This is a genomic window from Mycolicibacterium confluentis (assembly GCF_010729895.1).
GTDB lineage: Bacteria > Actinomycetota > Actinomycetes > Mycobacteriales > Mycobacteriaceae > Mycobacterium > Mycobacterium confluentis.
In genome coordinates, this window is the sequence record NZ_AP022612.1 from 4,460,835 (window position 1) to 4,478,178 (window position 17,344).

Below are 17,344 nucleotides of genomic sequence, written 5' to 3' on the forward strand. Positions count from 1 at the left end.
CGGCTACACCTACGACGGGGAGCCGACGTACTTGTCCACCTGGGCCACATACTCGTCCAGGACCCGCAACGTCTCATCCCTGGACAGGGTCGGTAGACGCAGAGCGAGTTGACCGAATCCCAAGTCCTGCGCGACTTTCCAGTACTCGAGGTCTATCGGCACCCCCGACATCACCAGCGGAACTTCGTGCCGGGCACCCTCCCGTAGCTGCCTGACCCGCTTGGCCAACTCCTCGACCGTCATCGGATTGGACACCCAACCCGCCTCATGACGGATGATGCGTTTGATCGTCGCATCGGTCCCCCCGCCGATGAACAGTGGCGGATGCGGCCGCTGAACCGGTTTCGGCCTCATGTACGACGGTTCGAAATCGACGAATCTGCCGTGGTATTCCGCGGGCTCGGAGGTCCACAACGCCTTGACGGCCTCGATCCGCTCGTCCAGTAGCGCACCGCGCGTCTTCGGATCCGTACCGTGTTGCGACAGTTCGTCGATGTTCCAACCCGCGCCCACCCCGAAAACGAACCGGCCGCCCGACAGCAGGTCGACGCTGGCGACCTCCTTCGCGGTGATGATGGGGTCGCGTTGCACCAGGAGTGACACACCGGTGAACAGCTCGATCTTCTGCGTGACCACCGCTGCTGCAGCCAACGTCACGAAGGGATCGAGGGTGCGGTAGTAGACGTCGGGCAGATCTCCGCCCGCAGGGAAGGGCGACCTACGGCTTACCGGGATATGCGTGTGCTCAGCCACCATCATCGAACAGAACCCGCGCTCCTCTATCGCGCGCGCCAGGGTCACCGTGTCGATGGTGTCGTCGTTGACGAACACCGAGATGCCGAACTTCATCCGCCGCCCCTCAGGCCGTTCCTATAACTTAGGTTTTTATAGCTTAACAAAGAATGACTGCCATCACATCCGCACGACGGAGAGACTGCCGACACACGTTCAGTTACCGGTGAGCCGCCGGACGTGCTCCACAAAACCCTCGATGACCTGTGATTCCGGATCACGTTCCGGGTGCCACAACACACCGAGCGCAAACGGATGGTCGCGATACTCGATCGCTTCGATGATCCCGTCCTCGACACTGCGACCGGTCACGACCAGGCCTTCACCCACCTCGCGGACGCCCTGGTGGTGCTCTGACATCACAGTCGTCTGCGGCGCCCCGACGCAGCGGGCCGCAAGACTACCGGGCGTGACCCGGACGTCGTGTTTGACGAACGGCTGGCCCTTGGGCCCGACGTGGTCTTCGGCGTTGTCCAGGTGCTGGTCAAGGCTGCCGCCACAGACCACGTTCAGCAGTTGCATTCCCCGGCAGATGCCCAGCATGGGCTTGCCCGTCGCCAGGGCCCGTGTGGCGAGGGCGAACTCTGAATCGTCGCGTCGTACCGAGATTCCCCCGGTCTCCGCATGAGGTTGCTGCCCGTACCGCGCGGGGTCGACGTCGGAGCCTCCCGCCAGCAACAGAGCGTCCACCGTGTCGAGGACGAGATCGGGATCGTCGACGATTCTCTCACCGGGCGCGAAGATCACCGGCAACGCACCGGCCCGGTCGATCGCGTCGATATAGGGCTGGGGCAGAAGGCTGGCCTCAGCCGTGTAGTGCCCTAATTGGATGGTGTCGTAGACGGCGCACACTCCGATGCGGATCACCCGGCGGCCCATGTCATGCCTTTCGTCGTGGTCATACTTCTGCCTCGAGGCTCGTTCACGCGAACGGGAAGGCCTTCTCGGTGAAGTGCGCCTGCCAGAGTGTGCGCATCCGACCGTCGTCGAACATGCGCGTCAGTGCCTCATCCAGTGCGGCGACCAGATCTCCCGATTCCTTACGCAGCGCGAGGGCGCACGGATTCTTGGTGGGGCACACGAAGGCGACGCGGAGCTCGCCACTCGCGGTGACTGCGGGAAGCAGCAGCTCATCGTCGATCATGGCGTCCACCTCGCCGGATACCACGGCGTCGCACATCGCACCGAGTGCGTCGTCACCACTTCCGAACTCCACGGCCGTGGCACCGGAGAATGAACGGGCGAGCGCGATGTTCGTGGTTCCGGCCACCGCACCGACCTTTCGCCCCGCGAGGTCCTCCGCACTGGTGATGGCACTGTCCACCCGCACCACGATGCCCTCGTCGAAGGAGGCATACGGCCGGGTGAACGCCACTTCCTTCTCGCGGTCCGGGGTGATGGCCTGGCAGCACAGGATCGCATCGCATCGACCCGTGTCGAGCTCGACACGCAGCTGCCCCCACTCCTCGACCGACACCCACTCGAGCGTCAGGCCCAGCTCATCCGCCAGCGCCCGGCCGAGGTCGGCCTCGAAGCCCACACGATGGCCGTCGACAGTCGACATCAGCGGTGGCGCATCGTTGCTCATCGCGCTGATCTTCAGCGTCCCCGCGGTGATGGTGCTGAGTTTCGCGGCCATGTTGTCCTCTTCCTTCAGATTTCGGGTGTCGGTTGTTTCAGAGATCGAGCACGAGCAGCGGGCATCGGGAGCGCGACACGCACGGCATCATCAACTTGTTGGATTCGCGCTCGTCGGCATCCAGAACGCTGTCGCGATGATCCGGCACGCCGTCGAGCACAGATACCTCACACGCCCCGCAGATGCCCTCCTCGCAGGACGAGGGCAGATCAGGCGTCTCGTCCCGCAGCACGTCGAGAAGCGACCGGCCGGCGGGCACCGTCAACCGTTTCCCGGTCACCGCCAGTTCGACCTCGAAGGAATCGCCACCGGCATCGGGCGCCGTAGCGGCCCGGAACCGTTCCATGTGCACCGACGCCAGGCAATCCCGGCCTTCGATCGCGTTCAACATCGCTTCGGGTCCGCAGGTGTAGACCGCCTCTCCGGCGCTACAACCCGCGAAGACCGCATCGAGGTCGATGACTCCCCGTTCGTCCTGTGGCCACAGGTCCACCCGCGCCCCGAACCGGCGCAGTTCCTCCAGATACGGCATTCGCGTGAGAGTCCGGCCGCCGTACGTCAGGCGCCACCTACTCCCGGACGCTTCGGCATGACGGATCATCGGTAACAGCGGAGTGATCCCGATACCGCCGGCGACGAACACGTAACCGTCCGCCGGCTTGAGCGGAAAGTTGTTCCGCGGCTGCGAGACCACCAGCTGCGCACCAACGGCGAGTTCCTCGTGGATGTACCGCGATCCGCCGCGACCCTCGCGATCGAGCAGCACCGCCACGCGCCACCGGTTCCGCTCATCGACATCGGCGCACAGCGAGTACTGGCGAACGCACCCGTTGGGGAGATGCAGGTCGATATGCGCACCCGGCGACCACGGCGGCAGCTCGCACCCGTCGACGGCCTCGAAACCGACCTCCACCACGTCGTCGGCGATGTCGGTCTTGTTGATGACCCGGACTCGAATGGTCGACATTGACGCCGTCATGGCGCTTCCTTTCGTGTGAGAACCGCGCCCGGCTGATCACGACCGGACCGCTCGGATCCGACCGTTCTTTTGGCGGCCAAGATGTTTCGTCTCCAATGACGAGCCGCTCAAGCCAGGTTAATATATCTAAAACTAGATATCAAAGGTTCGCCACATTAGGGTCTTGGTACCCACGACGAAGGGACGGGTGACGATCACCATGGCGAGCATGATGCGTGCACAGCGGTTCTATGCTGACACTGGAACCGTTGCGGTAGAGGACATTCCGATCCCCGAACCCGGTCCCGGCGAGGTCCTCGTCCGTGTCGCGTACTGCGGGATCTGCCACACCGACCTCAGCGTGATCGACGGGAACTTCCCGTCGCAACAGCCTGTGGTCACCCAGGGCCACGAGACATCCGGGACGGTGGCGAAACTCGGCCCCGGCGTCGCCGGCTGGCAGGTGGGTGACCGCGTCATTGTCGAGGCCGGTAAGCCCTGCCATCGCTGCGATCGTTGTGTACGCGGCGATCTCGCGAACTGCAACCAGATGCTGATCATGGGCTGCGACTATGACGGCGGCTGGGCCGAATACACGGTCGCGCACTCGCTGGGCCTGACACGCGTCCCGGACGAGGTGTCCATGCAGCACGCGGCGATCCTCGCCGACGCCGTGGCTACGCCGTTCGGTGCCGTCGTCCGCACCGGCAGGGTGTCGGTCGGTGAGTCGGTGGGCATCTGGGGCGTCGGCGGGCTCGGCAGCCACATGGTGCAGATGGCCCGACTCTCCGGTGCCGCGCCGATCGTCGCGGTGGACACCAATCCGGCGGTGCTCGAACGCGCGGTGTCCCTGGGGGCCGACTACGCCTTCGACGCTCGCGACGAGAACCTGGCGTCCAGGATCACCGAAGCCACGCAAGGAAAGGGACTCGACGTCACCTTCGACGCCGTCGGGCGCAACGCGTCTTTCCAACAGGCACTGGAGAACACGGCCCGCAGCGGGCGTCTCGTACTGGTCGGGCTGAGTGCCGACTCCCCCAGCCTGGGAACGACGTCGGAGTTCGGTGTCTCGCGGAAGCAGATACTGGCGCACCTTGGCTACCAGAACTCCGATGTCGCAATACTCGCCGGACTGGTTGCACGCGGACGGCTGGATCTCTCGCAGTCGATCAGTGAGATTGTCCCCCTGGATCAGGTCGCCGCCGGCATCGACCGCCTTGTCCGCCAGGAGGGCAACCCGATCCGGATCCTGGTGCAGCCCTGACCGCACCAGGACCGGCATCCCTCAGCTCACTTCGTCCGGCACCGTCCACTCGGTGATGTTCTCAGCCGACCAGTAGGCCTTCATCGACGCGATCTTGCCGTCCTCGCCGAAGACCATGACCTCGAGGACCTCGATCCGCATTCTCCTGGCGCCGTAGTGCAGTGTCAGGTTGAAGACGAAGGCGGCCTCCCGATCCGTGGCTCGCAGAGTGACCAGTTCGGTTTCAGCTCGGTCGTTTTCGACGATTCCGTAGAAGTTCCAGATCGTCTGGTGTCCGACGATCGGCTCGTCGCCCACGGGATCCTCGATGACCGCATCCTCGGCATAGAGATCGACGATGTCGTCGACCCGTCCGCCCTCGGCAACAAGGTCGAGGTACCGCCTAACGGTTGAGGCCACGTGTTCCCGGCTCGGCATGGTTGGTGTCAGCCTTTCTACCGCGTGGTCACCGGCTGCGCGTAGAGCAGGTCGGTACGGTCCCGCCGCGAGCTCGGCATCTCGGGGTCGATCGGGATGTACTGGTCCGAGTCCTCCCGCCGCATCCACTCGAGGACGACAGTGCGGTCGAAGATCCGCCAACCGATATCAGCACGGTTCTCGAAGGTGTCCACATACCGGCAGGCCACCGTCCGACGGTACAGACCGTTGTCTTCGGCGCCGTTGAGCCACGGGTCGTGCGCCGCCGAGGTGATCGTCTTGTAACTGATGCAGTAGGACTCGACCCGCGCGAATTGGTTGTCGTCGGTGATATCAATCGACACATTGGAGAGCCGATGCATGCACGCCATCACGTGCCGGTGATTCTCATCGAGCCACGCCACCAACTCCTGCGGCGTGCCGTCGAACGGTCCGTGGTGATCCAGCGCGTCGCCGTGATAACACTCCAGCACCTGCTGCCAGTCCCGCCGGTCGACCGCCTGGCAATAGGCGAGAAGAACGTCGGTGATCTCAGCACGCGCGATCAACTGCGCCACCTTGTCGGCGGTGACAGTCGGCTGGCTCATTTCGTATTCCCTTCTGTAGTCGCGGGTTTCCCTGCAATCGCGTGCCCCCCATGCGGAAGGCCCGGGCGGTGGACTCCCCTCGCCAATCGCGAAGTCCACCGTCCAGGCACCCGACGGTTCGTGCTACCCCTGGCGACCGATTCGCTCGAACGTCTCGGGCCGTTTCCGGCGCAGGACGGCTGCCACGACGATTCCGATCACCAGGGACGACCACAGCGCGGTCTGCAGTCCGACCGCCACGGCAGTCGATCCGCCCGTCATCATCGTGAAGTTCGTGATCGCCAGATACAGCACAACACCGAAACAGATGCTGCCGAGAATGGGGGCGATCGTAGCGTTCCAGAGCGTGGTCCCGGGCGCCCCGCGCTTGTCGCGGAAGAAGTTGAACACGGCCAGCCCGGTGAGGAACATCAGCAGCAGGATGGCGAAGCCGCCGGTGCCCGACAACAGGCCGTAGTTCACGATCGGGTCGGACTGGCTCAGCAGAATGATCGTGGTCATCGCCACCGCCGTCACCGTCAGTGAACTGGCAGCCGGCGACCTGTGCTTCGGATGAACCCGTCCCAGTCGCTTCGGCAGAGCACCGTCGACCGCCAGGGAGAACAGATACCGAGAAAGGATGTTCTGCACGGCGAGCAGGCACGCGAACGTCGAGGTGATGATCAGGACAGTGACCGAATCTCTGGCCCAAGTCCCGACATAACTCTCCATCGCGTTGGGGAACATGCCGGCCGGGTCCTCGTTCGCCACGTCCTGGGCAGCGCTGGAACCGTACGCAGTGATCAGCAGGAAGGTGCTGACGACGTAGACGAATCCGATGAACAGAACGGCCAGATAGGTCGCACGCGGCACGGTCCTGGCCGGATCCTTGGTCTCCTCGCGATACACCGCGGTGGCCTCGAATCCGAGGAAGCAGATGGCACAGTAGAGCACTGCCAGTCCCACCTCGCCGGAGGTCAAGGCGCCCAATGTGAACGGTTCCAGCGAGCGGCCCTCCGGACCCCCGTCGCGCAGCACCGCAAAGTCGAACACCGCGATGATCCCGATCTCCAGCGCCATCGCCACGCACAACACCTTGGCCGACAGGTCAATCCGCAGATAGCCGAGAATGCCCGTGGTCACTAGACACGCAAGCGAGTACAGGTACCACGGCACCGACGGGCCACCCAGCATGTTGACGATGAAATCGTTGAGGATGTAGCCGAAGAACGACGCCATCGCCATGTTCATCATGAAGTAGCCGAAGATGGCGGTGAAGCTGGACCCCAACCCGAGATGTTTACCCAAACCCGCACTGATGTAGGCGTAGAACGCCCCCGGGTTGGGTAGGTATCGTCCCATCGCGGTGTAACCGGCCGAGAACAACACCAGAAAGACAACGGTGATTGCAAACGCCAACGGAGCACCGGCGCCGGCGAAGATGATCACAAATGAGGAGAAGCTGCCGACGACCACCACGGGGGCGGCGAACGCCAGCACGGTGAACATCAATTCGAAGACACCGATGTTTCCGCGGAGCTCCGGTGTATTCGCGGTGGCTCCATCCTGGGATAATTCAAGAGGCGACACGTCTGGCATGGGCATTCCTTTACAGGTGAGCGAGTTGCTCGAATGGCATCGACAGGTTGTCCAGAGCTCCCACTGCGGTTTACGCCAAGCACAGGCGGCTTTCGTGCTTGGCATCGCCCTGACTCACCGAGTATGGCCTATAACACACGTTTTCGCATGTTTTATGCGAAAATTCTTCTGCCCCACTCTCCCAGCCTGAATGCGTTGCGGCCGAAGTCAACTCGCCGACGACCTCAACCCAGACTGAGCGCTAGTGGTTCACCCGAATGGCCGCAGGTTCGCGCAACAGCGCCCGCAGCGTGTCCAGATCGTGCTCGACCTCCGCTTGCGGGCGGTCATAGGGGATTCCGGGGAACGACTGTTGCCACAGCGCTTCCAGCACCCCGGATCGCTCCATCGCCGAGATCGCGTCGTCCAACGGCGTACGCAGCGCAGATCCCCGAACCACCGCGATCCCGTAGACGTTTCCCGTTCGGATCGTGAATGCGATCTGGAATCCCTCTGCCGTATAGGGACCAAGCCAGATTTCGTTGTCCACCAACGCGTCGATGCGGCCGCGGCGAAGGTCCTCCAGCATCTGGTCGAACCCTTCGGCATTCGCCGGGTAGGACACCACACCGTCGCCCGCTATCGCCTGCGCCAGAACGTGATTGTTGGTCCGCTCGATGGCACCCAACCTGCGACCGGCAAGATCATCGAGTTCACGGATGTTCGATCCTGCCACCGTCAGCACCGCTTCATGGAACACGCCGTATGGCCTCGTGAAGTCGGCCAGCTCTCGGCGCGCGGCCGTGATGGTCTGGTTGTACAGGATGCCGTCGATCCGGCCGCCGGCGAGAGCGCCGTACAGGTCCGCCCACTCGAGCGTCATCCACTGCACCGACAATCCCAGGACGGCGGCGAGCTGATCGGCCAGACCCGGCTCGAATCCAGTGCGCCCACCGTCGGCATGCAGGACGTTCGTCGGCCCACTGCCCGAACACGCGCCCAGGGTCAGTACACCCGGTTGCACAAGTCCCCGGTCGGTCAACGCAGCGCCTCGGCGAACTCGCGCGGCAGGCCGTAGGCCTTCAGTTCGGTATAGCTGCCCAGGCCTTCCCGGCCCCCTTCACGTCCGATGCCGCTGCGCTTCCAGCCGCCCATCGGGGCTTGGAAGCCCGCCGAGAACCCGTTGATCTCAACGGTTCCCGTCTTGATCCGGCCAGCGACCGCCAGAGCATGCTCGATGTCCGCGGAGAACACCGCCCCGCTGAGCCCGTAGTCCGAGTCGTTCGCCAACGCGATCGCGTGGCTCTCATCGGCGTAGTTCAGCACGGCCAGTACCGGTCCGAAGATCTCCTCCTGGGCGATCCGCATGTCCGGCATGACGTCGGCGAACACCGTGGGCTCGACGTACCAGCCACGATCCAGCGAGGAGGGCCGGCCACCGCCGGTCACCAGGGTCGCGCCCTGATGCCGTCCCGAGGCGATGTAATCCTCCACCCTGGCCCGCTGCCGCTCACTCACCAGCGGGCCGATCTGAGTGTCGGTGTCAAACGGATCACCGACGGGCATCGACCGCACCAACCCAGTGAGTCGGTCGAGAAGCTCATCTCTGCGTCGTTCGGAGACGATCAATCGTGTCTTCAGGGTGCAGATCTGGCCGCTGTTGCGCAGAGAGCCCAGCCGGAGGGCTTCCACGCAGGCATCGAGGTCCGCGTCGTCGAGGATGATCGCCGCCGATTTGCCGCCGAGTTCGAGTGTCACTCGGCGGATATCCTCACCACACAAAGCGGCGATCCGGCGGCCGGCGACCGTCGAACCCGTGAACGTCACCTTGTCGACGCCGGGGTGGGAGACCAGGTACTCGCTCACCTCACGATCGGCGACGAGCATGTTGACCACACCGTCGGGAAGCCCCGCCTCCTGCAGCAGTTCGGCGATAATGTAGCTGCTCAGAGGTGTTTCCGGCGCCGGCTTGAAGACGACGGTGCACCCGGTCAACAGCGCCGGGACCATCTTGTTGATGGCCGCCATCACCGGTACGTTCCACGGCACGACCGCGGCCACCACGCCCACCGGCTCCCGGGCTACCAGCGCATTGCCCGTCGGCGCCAGCCGCAGCGAACGGAACGGGTACTGTTCGGCCGCCTCGACGTACGCATCCAGCAGTGCCAGCGGAGCTCCGAGCTGGATGGCCCGCGACTGGCTGATCGGAGCACCCATCTCTGACGTGACCAACTGCGCCACCAGCTCGAGATTCTCCTCGAGCAGGCCCCGGAAGCGCCGCAGCACCGAAATCCGTTCCGCCAGTTCCATTCGGGGCCACAGTCCGTCGTCGAAGGCGTTGCGCGCAGCGCCCACCGCGGCGTCGATGTCCTCTACCGATGCGGTCGGGACCGACGCGATCGTCTCCTCGGTAGACGGGCAGACGACGTCGATCGTCGTCCTGCCGCTGGGCGCGATCCACTTTCCGCCGATCAAAAACCGGCCGCGCTGGTCATCCGACGTCATCTGATTGAAGCTCTCCTCCGTGCGGAGCTGCGCGATACGCGGCTCGAACCTGGATGGGAATTACGGCCGACGGTCACCACATCAGGCAGACCAAGTTACCCACTAACATCTGATTCCATAGGAATGATGCCATTCGTGCGGCCCGCTGTCTACAGCGAGATCGCCCCCATCCGCTGCGGCGGTGTTTACCGCAAAACACCGGCGCCTGAGGAGATTGCCGTCGGGCCGGCTGGCAAGGTCAGCTGATACGAGCTGCCGTGACGACGAAGAGATCACGCATTCCCAGCACGTGCTCCGTCATGGCGGCCCTACTGCCCTCGGCGTCCCTTCGGGTGAGCGCCTGGACGATGTCCCTGTGACCGTCGTCGGAAGTGTGGAAGATCGTCGAGGTCTCGATATCCGGGGCGAGGCGGAGGATCGCCGCCGCCATCTCACCGATCTCGACCTGCAGTCTGACCTCTGCCGCCGCCAGCCGGGTCGAGCCGGAGGCGCCCGAGATGGCGATGTGGAACCGCGGGTCGATCTGACGGTAGTCGTCGTACGATTCGGCCGTGCACATCTGGGCGGCAAGTTCAGAGATCCGCGACAGAGCCGAGTCCGGGGCCCGCTGCGCCGCCAGCGCGGCGGCTTCGCCGCTGATGGCGACGCGCAGATCCATCAGGTCCGAGACGTACTCCGGAGTGAACTTCGCCATCGCCTGCCGAGCCTCCGCCAGCGTCGGCGGCTCCGGGCCACGCCGGACCACGGTGCCTCCTCCGTGCCCGCGCTCGGTCTCGACATATCCGGTTTCCCGCAGGATGGCCAGGGCTTCGCGCACCACCGCCACCGAAACACCCAGCCACGACGCGAATTGGGACTCAGGTGGAAGCCGGTCACCGGGGCGAAGGATTCCGACGCTGATCGCCTCGGCGATACGCCGGACCACCTGCTGCGACAGCGCCCCGCCCCGGATGGGCGCGTACACGATGTCCTGAACCACGGACGCGCGGGCCTCGACGATCAGATCGCGGACGTCGTCGCTCATCGGCGGTGTGTCTCCTTCTCTGATCGCATCAACGGGAGGCCGGCTTGGCGTGCTTGCTCTTCACCATCGTCATGAGCGCCACACATCCACGATCGATGTGTGCCGTCACCGCCGCCCGGGCCCGCTGTGGATCACGGGCGCGTATCGCGCTGACGATTTCACGATGGTCGGCGATGATCAGCTTGATCATCTCCTCGTCCTGAGAGCCGCCGACCACGGAGAGCATCACCGAGTTCGACTCCATCTCCAGGTGCGCGGTCTCGCGCCACAGCCGTTTCGAACCAGTCGCGGCTGCCGCGTTGATGTGCAGCTGCGCGTCGAGGCGCACACACTCAGCGAGGTTCCAACAAGCTTCGATCGCACCGACCAACCGGTCCAGGGCCTCGATCTCGGCACTGGTCGCCCGTTCCGCGGCGAGTTCGGTCGCGTACGCCACCACGGCCCGGCGGTAGTCGACCAGATCCTGGATCGACTCCTCGTCGAGGTCGGCGAGGCGGACCGTGCCGGTATCCGCCGGCGGCGTGGTCATCTGCGCGATGAACGTGCCTCCGCCGCGCCCGCGCCGGGTCTCGAGGTAACCGGCCCGCCGCATCTCCGCGAACGCGGAGCGCAAGGTGGCGGGTGCAATGCCGAGCAGTTGCGCCAGCACCGGCTCTGGTGGAAGTCGTTCGCCGATCTGGAGCAGGCCCGCGACGATCGCCTCCGTCAATCGCCTGGTGGTCTGCTGCACCAGGTTTCCGTCGGCCATCGGAGACAGGAACAGGTCCCGAGGATCGACTGGGTCGAACTGGGACTCCGGTTCCAGATCCGTCGCCATGTCCTTCTGCACTCTCCCAGCCGTCGGGCGCGCTGCGCACCCAGGGACGGGATCAACCGAACACTGGCACGCAGGTCTGTAAAACTCCTTCTTCGTAGGTTAGCGTGCCGACCGGCGCAGCGGTGCCCGGTTAGCCGGGTTCGCCCGCTCGGACGAGGGAGATTTTCGCCGAACGCACAAACCGTGAACTAGCGCGCCCCGACGGTGCCCGCCCTGAAAGGGCGTTCGAACTGTGCAATCGCCGCGTCAGTACGACTTCGGCAGCCCCAGGACATGCTGTGAGACGTAGTTGAGCACCATCTCCTGACTGACCGGGGCCAGGCGCAGGATTCGCGACTCACGGAAGTAGCGCTCGACATGGAACTCCTTCGAGTAGCCCATCCCGCCGTGTGTCTGGATGGCCTGATCGGCAGCCTTGAAACCGGCGTCTGCGCAGAGGTACTTCGCCATATTCGCCTCCCTGCCACACGACAGCCCCTGGTCGTAACGCCAGGCGGCGTTGCGCGCCATGAGTTCCGCGGCGTCCAGGCGGGTGGCCGCCTCAGCCAACGGGAACGCGATGCCCTGGTTCTGACCGATCGGACGGTCGAAGACGATCCGCTCCTTGGCGTAGGTGACCGCGCGTCGCAGCGCGGCCCGGCCGATGCCGAGGGCCTCGTGGGCCAGCAGAATCCGCTCCGGGTTGAGGCCGTCCAGCAGATACTTGAAACCCTTGCCCTCCTCGCCGATTCGGGCCGACTCCGGAACACGATGATCATCGAAGAAGACCTCGTACGACTGCACCGCGTTGCGACCCATCTTGGGGATGGCGTTGAGGTGCACCTGGTCTGATTCGATGTCGATCAGGAACAGCGACATGCCGTCGGTCGGGCGCGCCGCGTCGACTCGAGGTGTGGTGCGCGCAATCAGCACCATCTTCTGCGAGTCGCCGGCCTTCGTGATCCACACCTTGCGCCCGTTGATCACGTAATCGCTGCCGTCGCGCTTGGCGAAAGTGGTGATCCGGGTGGTGTCGGTGCCTGCATCGGGTTCTGTGACACCGAAACACACGTGCAGCGATCCATCGGCGGCGCGCGGCAGGATCTCCTGACACAACTCCTGGCTGCCGTGTTTGACGATCGTGTTCAGCCCGAAGATGGTCAGATGCATTGTGCTGCAGCCGTTCATCCCGGCACCGGATGCGGCCACTTCCTCGAGAAGCAGTGACGCCTCCAGGATCCCCAACCCGCCGCCACCGTACTGCTCCGGAATGGCGATACCCAGCCATCCCCCATCGGCGAAGGCATTGTAGAAATCCCAAGGGAATTCGTGCTTCTCATCCCGCTCTGCCCAGTAGTCGTCACCGAACTTGGCGGCCAGTTCGCGCACGGCGGCGCGCAGGTGTTCCTGGTCCTCGGTGAGTGCGAAATGCACGGTGTTACCTCACTTGTTGGTGGATGCGGTTTCAATCCGCCTGGCATGTCTAAGCAAAGGCTCGTCGATCATTCGGCCGCCGTAGCTGAACACGGCGCTTCCCGCGGACGCCGCGGCTTTCAGCACTCCGCGGGCCCAAGTCACGTCCTCGGCCGAAGGAGTGAACGACTGCCGGATGACCGGCACGTGGGAGGGATGGATACAGGCTTTGGCCTGGAATCCCATTTCGACCGCTTCCAGGGATTCTCTTCGCAGACCGGTCAGGTCGGGGATGTCGACGTGAACCGCGTCGACAGCGATCTTCCCGGCAGCGGCGGCAGCCAGCAATGTCATGTGCCTGGCTAGCCCAACCACCCCGTGGTAGGTGCCGAGTTGGGAGCGACTCGTCGTTCCACCGAGGTCAGCGGTCAGGTCCTCGCCGCCCCACAACACTCCGACGCAGTTGGGGTGTTCCAGGATCTGTTCAGCCCGTAGGACTCCCCTGGCGGTCTCACAGATGACGAGGACGCTGACACCGTCGAGGTGGTCGAGGTCCGACCGGTGTTGGACCTTCGGCACCATGACGGTGGCTGCTCCACTGGCACGGGCCATCCGGAGATCATCGTCATGCCAGGGTGAACCGACGGCGTTCACCCGGACCATCGCTGCTGACCCAAGATCGGCCAACGCCCCCGCCACCATCTCGCGGGCCGCATCCTTCTCCTCGGGGCCTACGGCATCTTCGAGATCGAGGATCACCGTGTCCGAACGCTCGCGCGCCTTGCCGAAGCGATCAGGCCGGTTGCCGGGACAGAACAGCATCGCCGGCCCGTTGTCGACGAAGCTCATCCCGCATCGCCCCGCGGCTTCATCAGCATCATCGCCGAACGGGATGCGGTGGCGACGACCTCACCTCGCTGGTTGGTCGCGGTGTGCAGGAAAGTAACGATGCCCACGTCGTCTCTACTCTTGGACAACCGTTTCTCCAGCACCCGAGTGGTGGCGTAGAGGGTGTCCCCGACAAACACCGGCTTGGGGAACTCCACGCTGCCGAACCCCAGATTCGCCACCGTCGTCCCCTGCGTGGTCTGGCCGACGCTCAGGCCCACCAAGGTCGACAGCGTGAACATGCTGTTCACCAGGCGCTGCCCGAACTGGGTCTCGGCGCTGCGGTGGGCATCGAGGTGGATGCTCGCCGGGTTCATCGTCAGTGTGGTGAACAAGGTGTTGTCGGCTTCGGTTACCGTGCGTCCCGGTGCATGCCGGTACTCGGTGTCGAGTTCCACCTCGTCGTAGTACAGGCCGCGTTGTTCGACGACCTTCGGCGAATGTTTCTCCATGGTGCCGGACCTCAGTGTGCGGCCGTGACCGGCTCGGCCGCACCCTGTTTGACGTGGTAGTCGTTCAGGTCGGCTTCGCGGGTGAAGCGCCAGTAGTCCACGGTGCGCCAGGGGCTGTTGACCACAACGCGGCCCTGTGAGTTCGTGTAGTAGCTGCGGGACCCCGGGTGAGTCCAGATCATCCTGGAGTGCATCTCGTCCATGGTGCGGTTGTACTTGTCGCACACGTCTTCTCGGCACTCGACCTCGGTGACGCCGGACACGAACATCTGCTTCAGCATGCTCAAGATGTAGTTCACCTGGCATTCGACGATGAAGATGAATGCGCCACCGTGCCCAAGCGAGGTGTTCGGCCCGTACAGCGTGAACAGGTTCGGGAACCGTGGGGTGACGGTACCGAGGTAGGCGCGTGGGTCGTCGTCGTTCCATGCCTCGCGAATGGACACACCATCGCGACCGTGCACCGGCAGCGTCGACAGGAATCGCGTGACGTCGAAGCCGCTGGCGACAATGATGACGTCGAAGTCGTACTCCCTGCCGCTGTGCACGGTGATCCCGTTCTCCTGCACTGCGGTGATCGGCACGTCGACCAACTCGACCTGCGGCAACGTCAGTGTCCGGAACCACCCATTGTCCAGCAGCATCCGCTTGCCGTACGGCGGATACTCCGGCACGACACGCGGAGCGAGATCCTGCCGGTCGCCGAGTTCGCTGAGGATGTAGCGCGTGAAGAACCGGCGGTGTCCGTCGTTGATCGCATTGAGCGAATGCTCGGGGTCGTGCCATTCGGGGTCCTTCTGCAGCGAAGGATAGGCCTTGCTGTCGAAGATCCACGTCAACCGCAGCCGGTACCACCATTCGTAGAGCGGAATCTCACTGAACAGGAAGCGCACCGCATCGGGAATGTCCTTGTGGAACTTGGCGAATGGGGCGGCCCATTGCTTGGACCGCTGGAAGATCGTCAAAGACTCGACGTCGTCGACGATTGCCGGGACCAACTGCATTGCGCTGGCGCCGTTCCCGATGACCGCGACTCGCTTGCCCGTCAGATCGAGGCCTGCATCCCACTGCGCGGTGTGAACGACGGTTCCCTTGAACGACTCGAATCCGGGAATGTCCGGATACTTCGGCGTGGTGAATGCACCCACCGCGGAGATCACGACAGTGGACTCGATCGTCTCGGCCGTACCGTCCGCGCGGCGCACCTGGGTACGCCACCGCTGGGCGGCCTCGTCGTAGCTGGCGTCGACGACCTCGGTATTGAACTGAATATGTTCGTAAACGCCGAATTCTTTGGCGACCGTGCGGAAATAGTCTTCGATCTCGTCACCCGGGCTGAAGTAGCGACTCCAGTCACCCTGCGCGAACGAGTACGAGTACAGGTGGCTCGGGGTGTCCACACCGCAGCCGGGATACTTGTTCTGCCGCCAAACACCACCGACATCCGGGCCCTTCTCCACGATGAGGAAGGGGATTCCCGCCTGGCGGAGCCGAACCCCCGCACAGATTCCGGACATTCCCGCGCCGACGATCACAACCCGGAAGGACTCCGGCATCTCAGCCGAGATCGGCTCGATCGTGGGATCCAGGAACGAGTTGAACCTTGCCGACATCACCTCTGCGTAGTCATCGGGGATCGACTCACCCACCGAGACGGTCATCATCCGCAGCAGCTGGTCATTGGCTGGCTGCGGAATGGCGACGGGCTTGCCGGCCCGCCAGGCCATGATCGCCTCGTAGGCACCGGCGCGGATCTCATCCTGGACCTCGACCGGAAGTCCGCCGGAGTCGTTGTCGTCGACCCCCTTGGAACGAGTCGGACGGTACGGCGGTTCAAGCCAGCGCTCGTCACCCGTCAGTTGGACGCAAAGCATCTGCAGGGTAGGGACATTCGCCAGTTCGAGCGCCGTCTTCAACGCGCTCGCGAAGTCGGCTTCGCCGGAATTGTCCTGCTGGGTCGCCATCAAGATTCTCCTCCACTGCGATTAGCGGCACGTTCGGCAGTCCCGCTACGCATGCCACGCAGGCGTGCTATTCAGACTGTCGAATTTTTGTACGGTAATACGAACCGCAAGAGGGTGTCAAACGCTGCCGACGGGGAGGTTTCCACGCGAACAGGAGCACCCCACATCAGTTGTGTTCACATTGCGCAGAAACCTGACTCAGGGCCGGTCACGCATCAGTGAGCCGAAATCGCCCTCAGGACAGACGAATGCACACTCGGCATTGAAGGAAGGCGCATCGACCGACGCCGCAACCAAAAAACCGCTTAGTTGGAGAGACCGCGCGCGGCATCGGCGACCAGACGGGCGATGTCGTCGAGCCTGGCTTCCATTCTGTTGGCCGGCCCCGCCAGACCGATCGCCGTGGTCACTTCTGTACCCGCCACCACTATGGGGCTGGCCACACCGTAGAGATCGGGCACTCCCTCCCCGCGGTTGAATGCCACGCCGGTATGCCGAATAGTCTCCAACTCAGCCTGAGCACGAGCGCGCTGCTCAGGGTCGTCGAACGTCCGGCGGAGGTATGAGTCTCTGCGGCGTTCCGGCATGAAGGCAAGGAAGCACTTGCCAGAACTGTTGGGCCACAAGGAGCGCCGTTGACGAAGCGGCGGCGAGGCACGGATCAGTTGGGTCGGCTCGACGACATCGACGTTGATCACCGACTCCCCGACCAGCACCGCCAGGATGGCGGTCTCCTCACCTGACTTCGACAGCTGTTCCAGGATGTTGCGGTAGCCCTGGTGGACCTGCTGACCACCGATTGCCAGGAGGCTGGACACCGCGGGCCCCTGGACGTAGCGCGCCCCCTTTTCCTGCAGATAACCCGTCGCGACCAGGCCCTTTGCCAATCCATGGATGGATGACTTCGGGGCGCCCAGGATGTCGGCGAGATCACCAAGGCGCAACCCCGCCGACTCGCTTGCGATCACCGCCTCGAGAATCGACATCACACGACTGACCGTGCGGTGCTCGAGGGAACGTGCGGGTGCGGATTCGGTTTCACCCTGTCCACTCACCATCGCTGGGTCCCTTCGCTCGGCGCCAGAGGC

17 protein-coding genes are annotated in these 17,344 nt (G+C 64.1%); 1 reads left to right on the plus strand and 16 read right to left on the minus strand.

What is annotated here, in order from left to right; genetic code table 11:
* Nucleotides 1-9: 9 nt before the first annotated feature.
* The 4 genes from G6N34_RS21130 to G6N34_RS21145 form a co-directional block, all read right to left on the minus strand.
* Complete coding sequence (locus tag G6N34_RS21130) at nucleotides 10-849, minus strand: LLM class F420-dependent oxidoreductase (protein ID WP_085151721.1); 840 nt, start codon at nucleotides 847-849, stop codon at nucleotides 10-12.
* A 99-nt stretch (nucleotides 850-948) separates the two neighbouring features.
* Nucleotides 949-1,671, minus strand: coding sequence for a gamma-glutamyl-gamma-aminobutyrate hydrolase family protein (locus G6N34_RS21135; protein ID WP_085151722.1), 723 nt, complete (start codon nucleotides 1,669-1,671; stop codon nucleotides 949-951).
* A gap of 43 nt (nucleotides 1,672-1,714) precedes the next feature.
* A complete protein-coding gene (locus G6N34_RS21140; RefSeq protein ID WP_085151723.1) occupies nucleotides 1,715-2,431 on the minus strand; it encodes a substrate-binding periplasmic protein in 717 nt (238 codons plus the stop codon).
* Nucleotides 2,432-2,468: 37 nt separating this feature from the next.
* Nucleotides 2,469-3,410 (minus strand): PDR/VanB family oxidoreductase, encoded by a 942-nt coding sequence (locus G6N34_RS21145; protein WP_085151724.1) that lies wholly within the window; start codon nucleotides 3,408-3,410, stop codon nucleotides 2,469-2,471.
* A 199-nt stretch (nucleotides 3,411-3,609) separates the two neighbouring features.
* Here G6N34_RS21145 and G6N34_RS21150 point away from each other — a divergent pair, with 199 nt between their 5' ends.
* On the plus strand, nucleotides 3,610-4,653 hold the full coding sequence (locus G6N34_RS21150; RefSeq protein ID WP_085151882.1) for a zinc-binding dehydrogenase: 1,044 nt from the start codon (nucleotides 3,610-3,612) through the stop codon (nucleotides 4,651-4,653).
* Between the two features lie 21 nt (nucleotides 4,654-4,674).
* Here G6N34_RS21150 and G6N34_RS21155 read toward each other — a convergent pair whose 3' ends face one another.
* The 12 genes from G6N34_RS21155 to G6N34_RS21210 all read right to left on the minus strand — a co-directional run bounded on the left by G6N34_RS21155 (nucleotide 4,675) and on the right by G6N34_RS21210 (nucleotide 17,314).
* Entirely contained in the window at nucleotides 4,675-5,052 is a 378-nt protein-coding gene (locus G6N34_RS21155; protein WP_308213237.1) for a nuclear transport factor 2 family protein, read from the minus strand.
* Between the two features lie 35 nt (nucleotides 5,053-5,087).
* Nucleotides 5,088-5,657, minus strand: coding sequence for a nuclear transport factor 2 family protein (locus G6N34_RS21160; protein ID WP_085151726.1), 570 nt, complete (start codon nucleotides 5,655-5,657; stop codon nucleotides 5,088-5,090).
* Nucleotides 5,658-5,780: 123 nt separating this feature from the next.
* On the minus strand, nucleotides 5,781-7,235 hold the full coding sequence (locus tag G6N34_RS21165; protein ID WP_163645459.1) for an APC family permease: 1,455 nt from the start codon (nucleotides 7,233-7,235) through the stop codon (nucleotides 5,781-5,783).
* Nucleotides 7,236-7,476: 241 nt separating this feature from the next.
* Entirely contained in the window at nucleotides 7,477-8,256 is a 780-nt protein-coding gene (locus G6N34_RS21170; RefSeq protein WP_085151728.1) for a substrate-binding periplasmic protein, read from the minus strand.
* On the minus strand, nucleotides 8,253-9,719 hold the full coding sequence (locus G6N34_RS21175) for an aldehyde dehydrogenase (RefSeq protein ID WP_085151729.1): 1,467 nt from the start codon (nucleotides 9,717-9,719) through the stop codon (nucleotides 8,253-8,255). The genes G6N34_RS21170 and G6N34_RS21175 overlap by 4 nt, the downstream gene beginning before the upstream one ends.
* A gap of 238 nt (nucleotides 9,720-9,957) precedes the next feature.
* Complete coding sequence (locus G6N34_RS21180; RefSeq protein ID WP_085151730.1) at nucleotides 9,958-10,743, minus strand: FadR/GntR family transcriptional regulator; 786 nt, start codon at nucleotides 10,741-10,743, stop codon at nucleotides 9,958-9,960.
* 28 nt (nucleotides 10,744-10,771) lie between these two features.
* Nucleotides 10,772-11,560 (minus strand): FadR/GntR family transcriptional regulator, encoded by a 789-nt coding sequence (locus tag G6N34_RS21185; protein WP_133057754.1) that lies wholly within the window; start codon nucleotides 11,558-11,560, stop codon nucleotides 10,772-10,774.
* A 246-nt stretch (nucleotides 11,561-11,806) separates the two neighbouring features.
* Nucleotides 11,807-12,973: an acyl-CoA dehydrogenase family protein gene (locus G6N34_RS21190; protein WP_085151732.1), complete on the minus strand. Its 1,167-nt coding sequence runs from the start codon at nucleotides 12,971-12,973 to the stop codon at nucleotides 11,807-11,809.
* A gap of 9 nt (nucleotides 12,974-12,982) precedes the next feature.
* Nucleotides 12,983-13,801: an HpcH/HpaI aldolase/citrate lyase family protein gene (locus G6N34_RS21195; protein WP_085151733.1), complete on the minus strand. Its 819-nt coding sequence runs from the start codon at nucleotides 13,799-13,801 to the stop codon at nucleotides 12,983-12,985.
* Nucleotides 13,798-14,292: a MaoC family dehydratase gene (locus tag G6N34_RS21200; RefSeq protein WP_085151734.1), complete on the minus strand. Its 495-nt coding sequence runs from the start codon at nucleotides 14,290-14,292 to the stop codon at nucleotides 13,798-13,800. The genes G6N34_RS21195 and G6N34_RS21200 overlap by 4 nt, the downstream gene beginning before the upstream one ends.
* A gap of 11 nt (nucleotides 14,293-14,303) precedes the next feature.
* Complete coding sequence (locus tag G6N34_RS21205) at nucleotides 14,304-16,256, minus strand: flavin-containing monooxygenase (RefSeq protein ID WP_085151735.1); 1,953 nt, start codon at nucleotides 16,254-16,256, stop codon at nucleotides 14,304-14,306.
* 305 nt (nucleotides 16,257-16,561) lie between these two features.
* Nucleotides 16,562-17,314 (minus strand): IclR family transcriptional regulator, encoded by a 753-nt coding sequence (locus G6N34_RS21210; protein WP_085151736.1) that lies wholly within the window; start codon nucleotides 17,312-17,314, stop codon nucleotides 16,562-16,564.
* Nucleotides 17,315-17,344 lie beyond the last annotated feature (30 nt).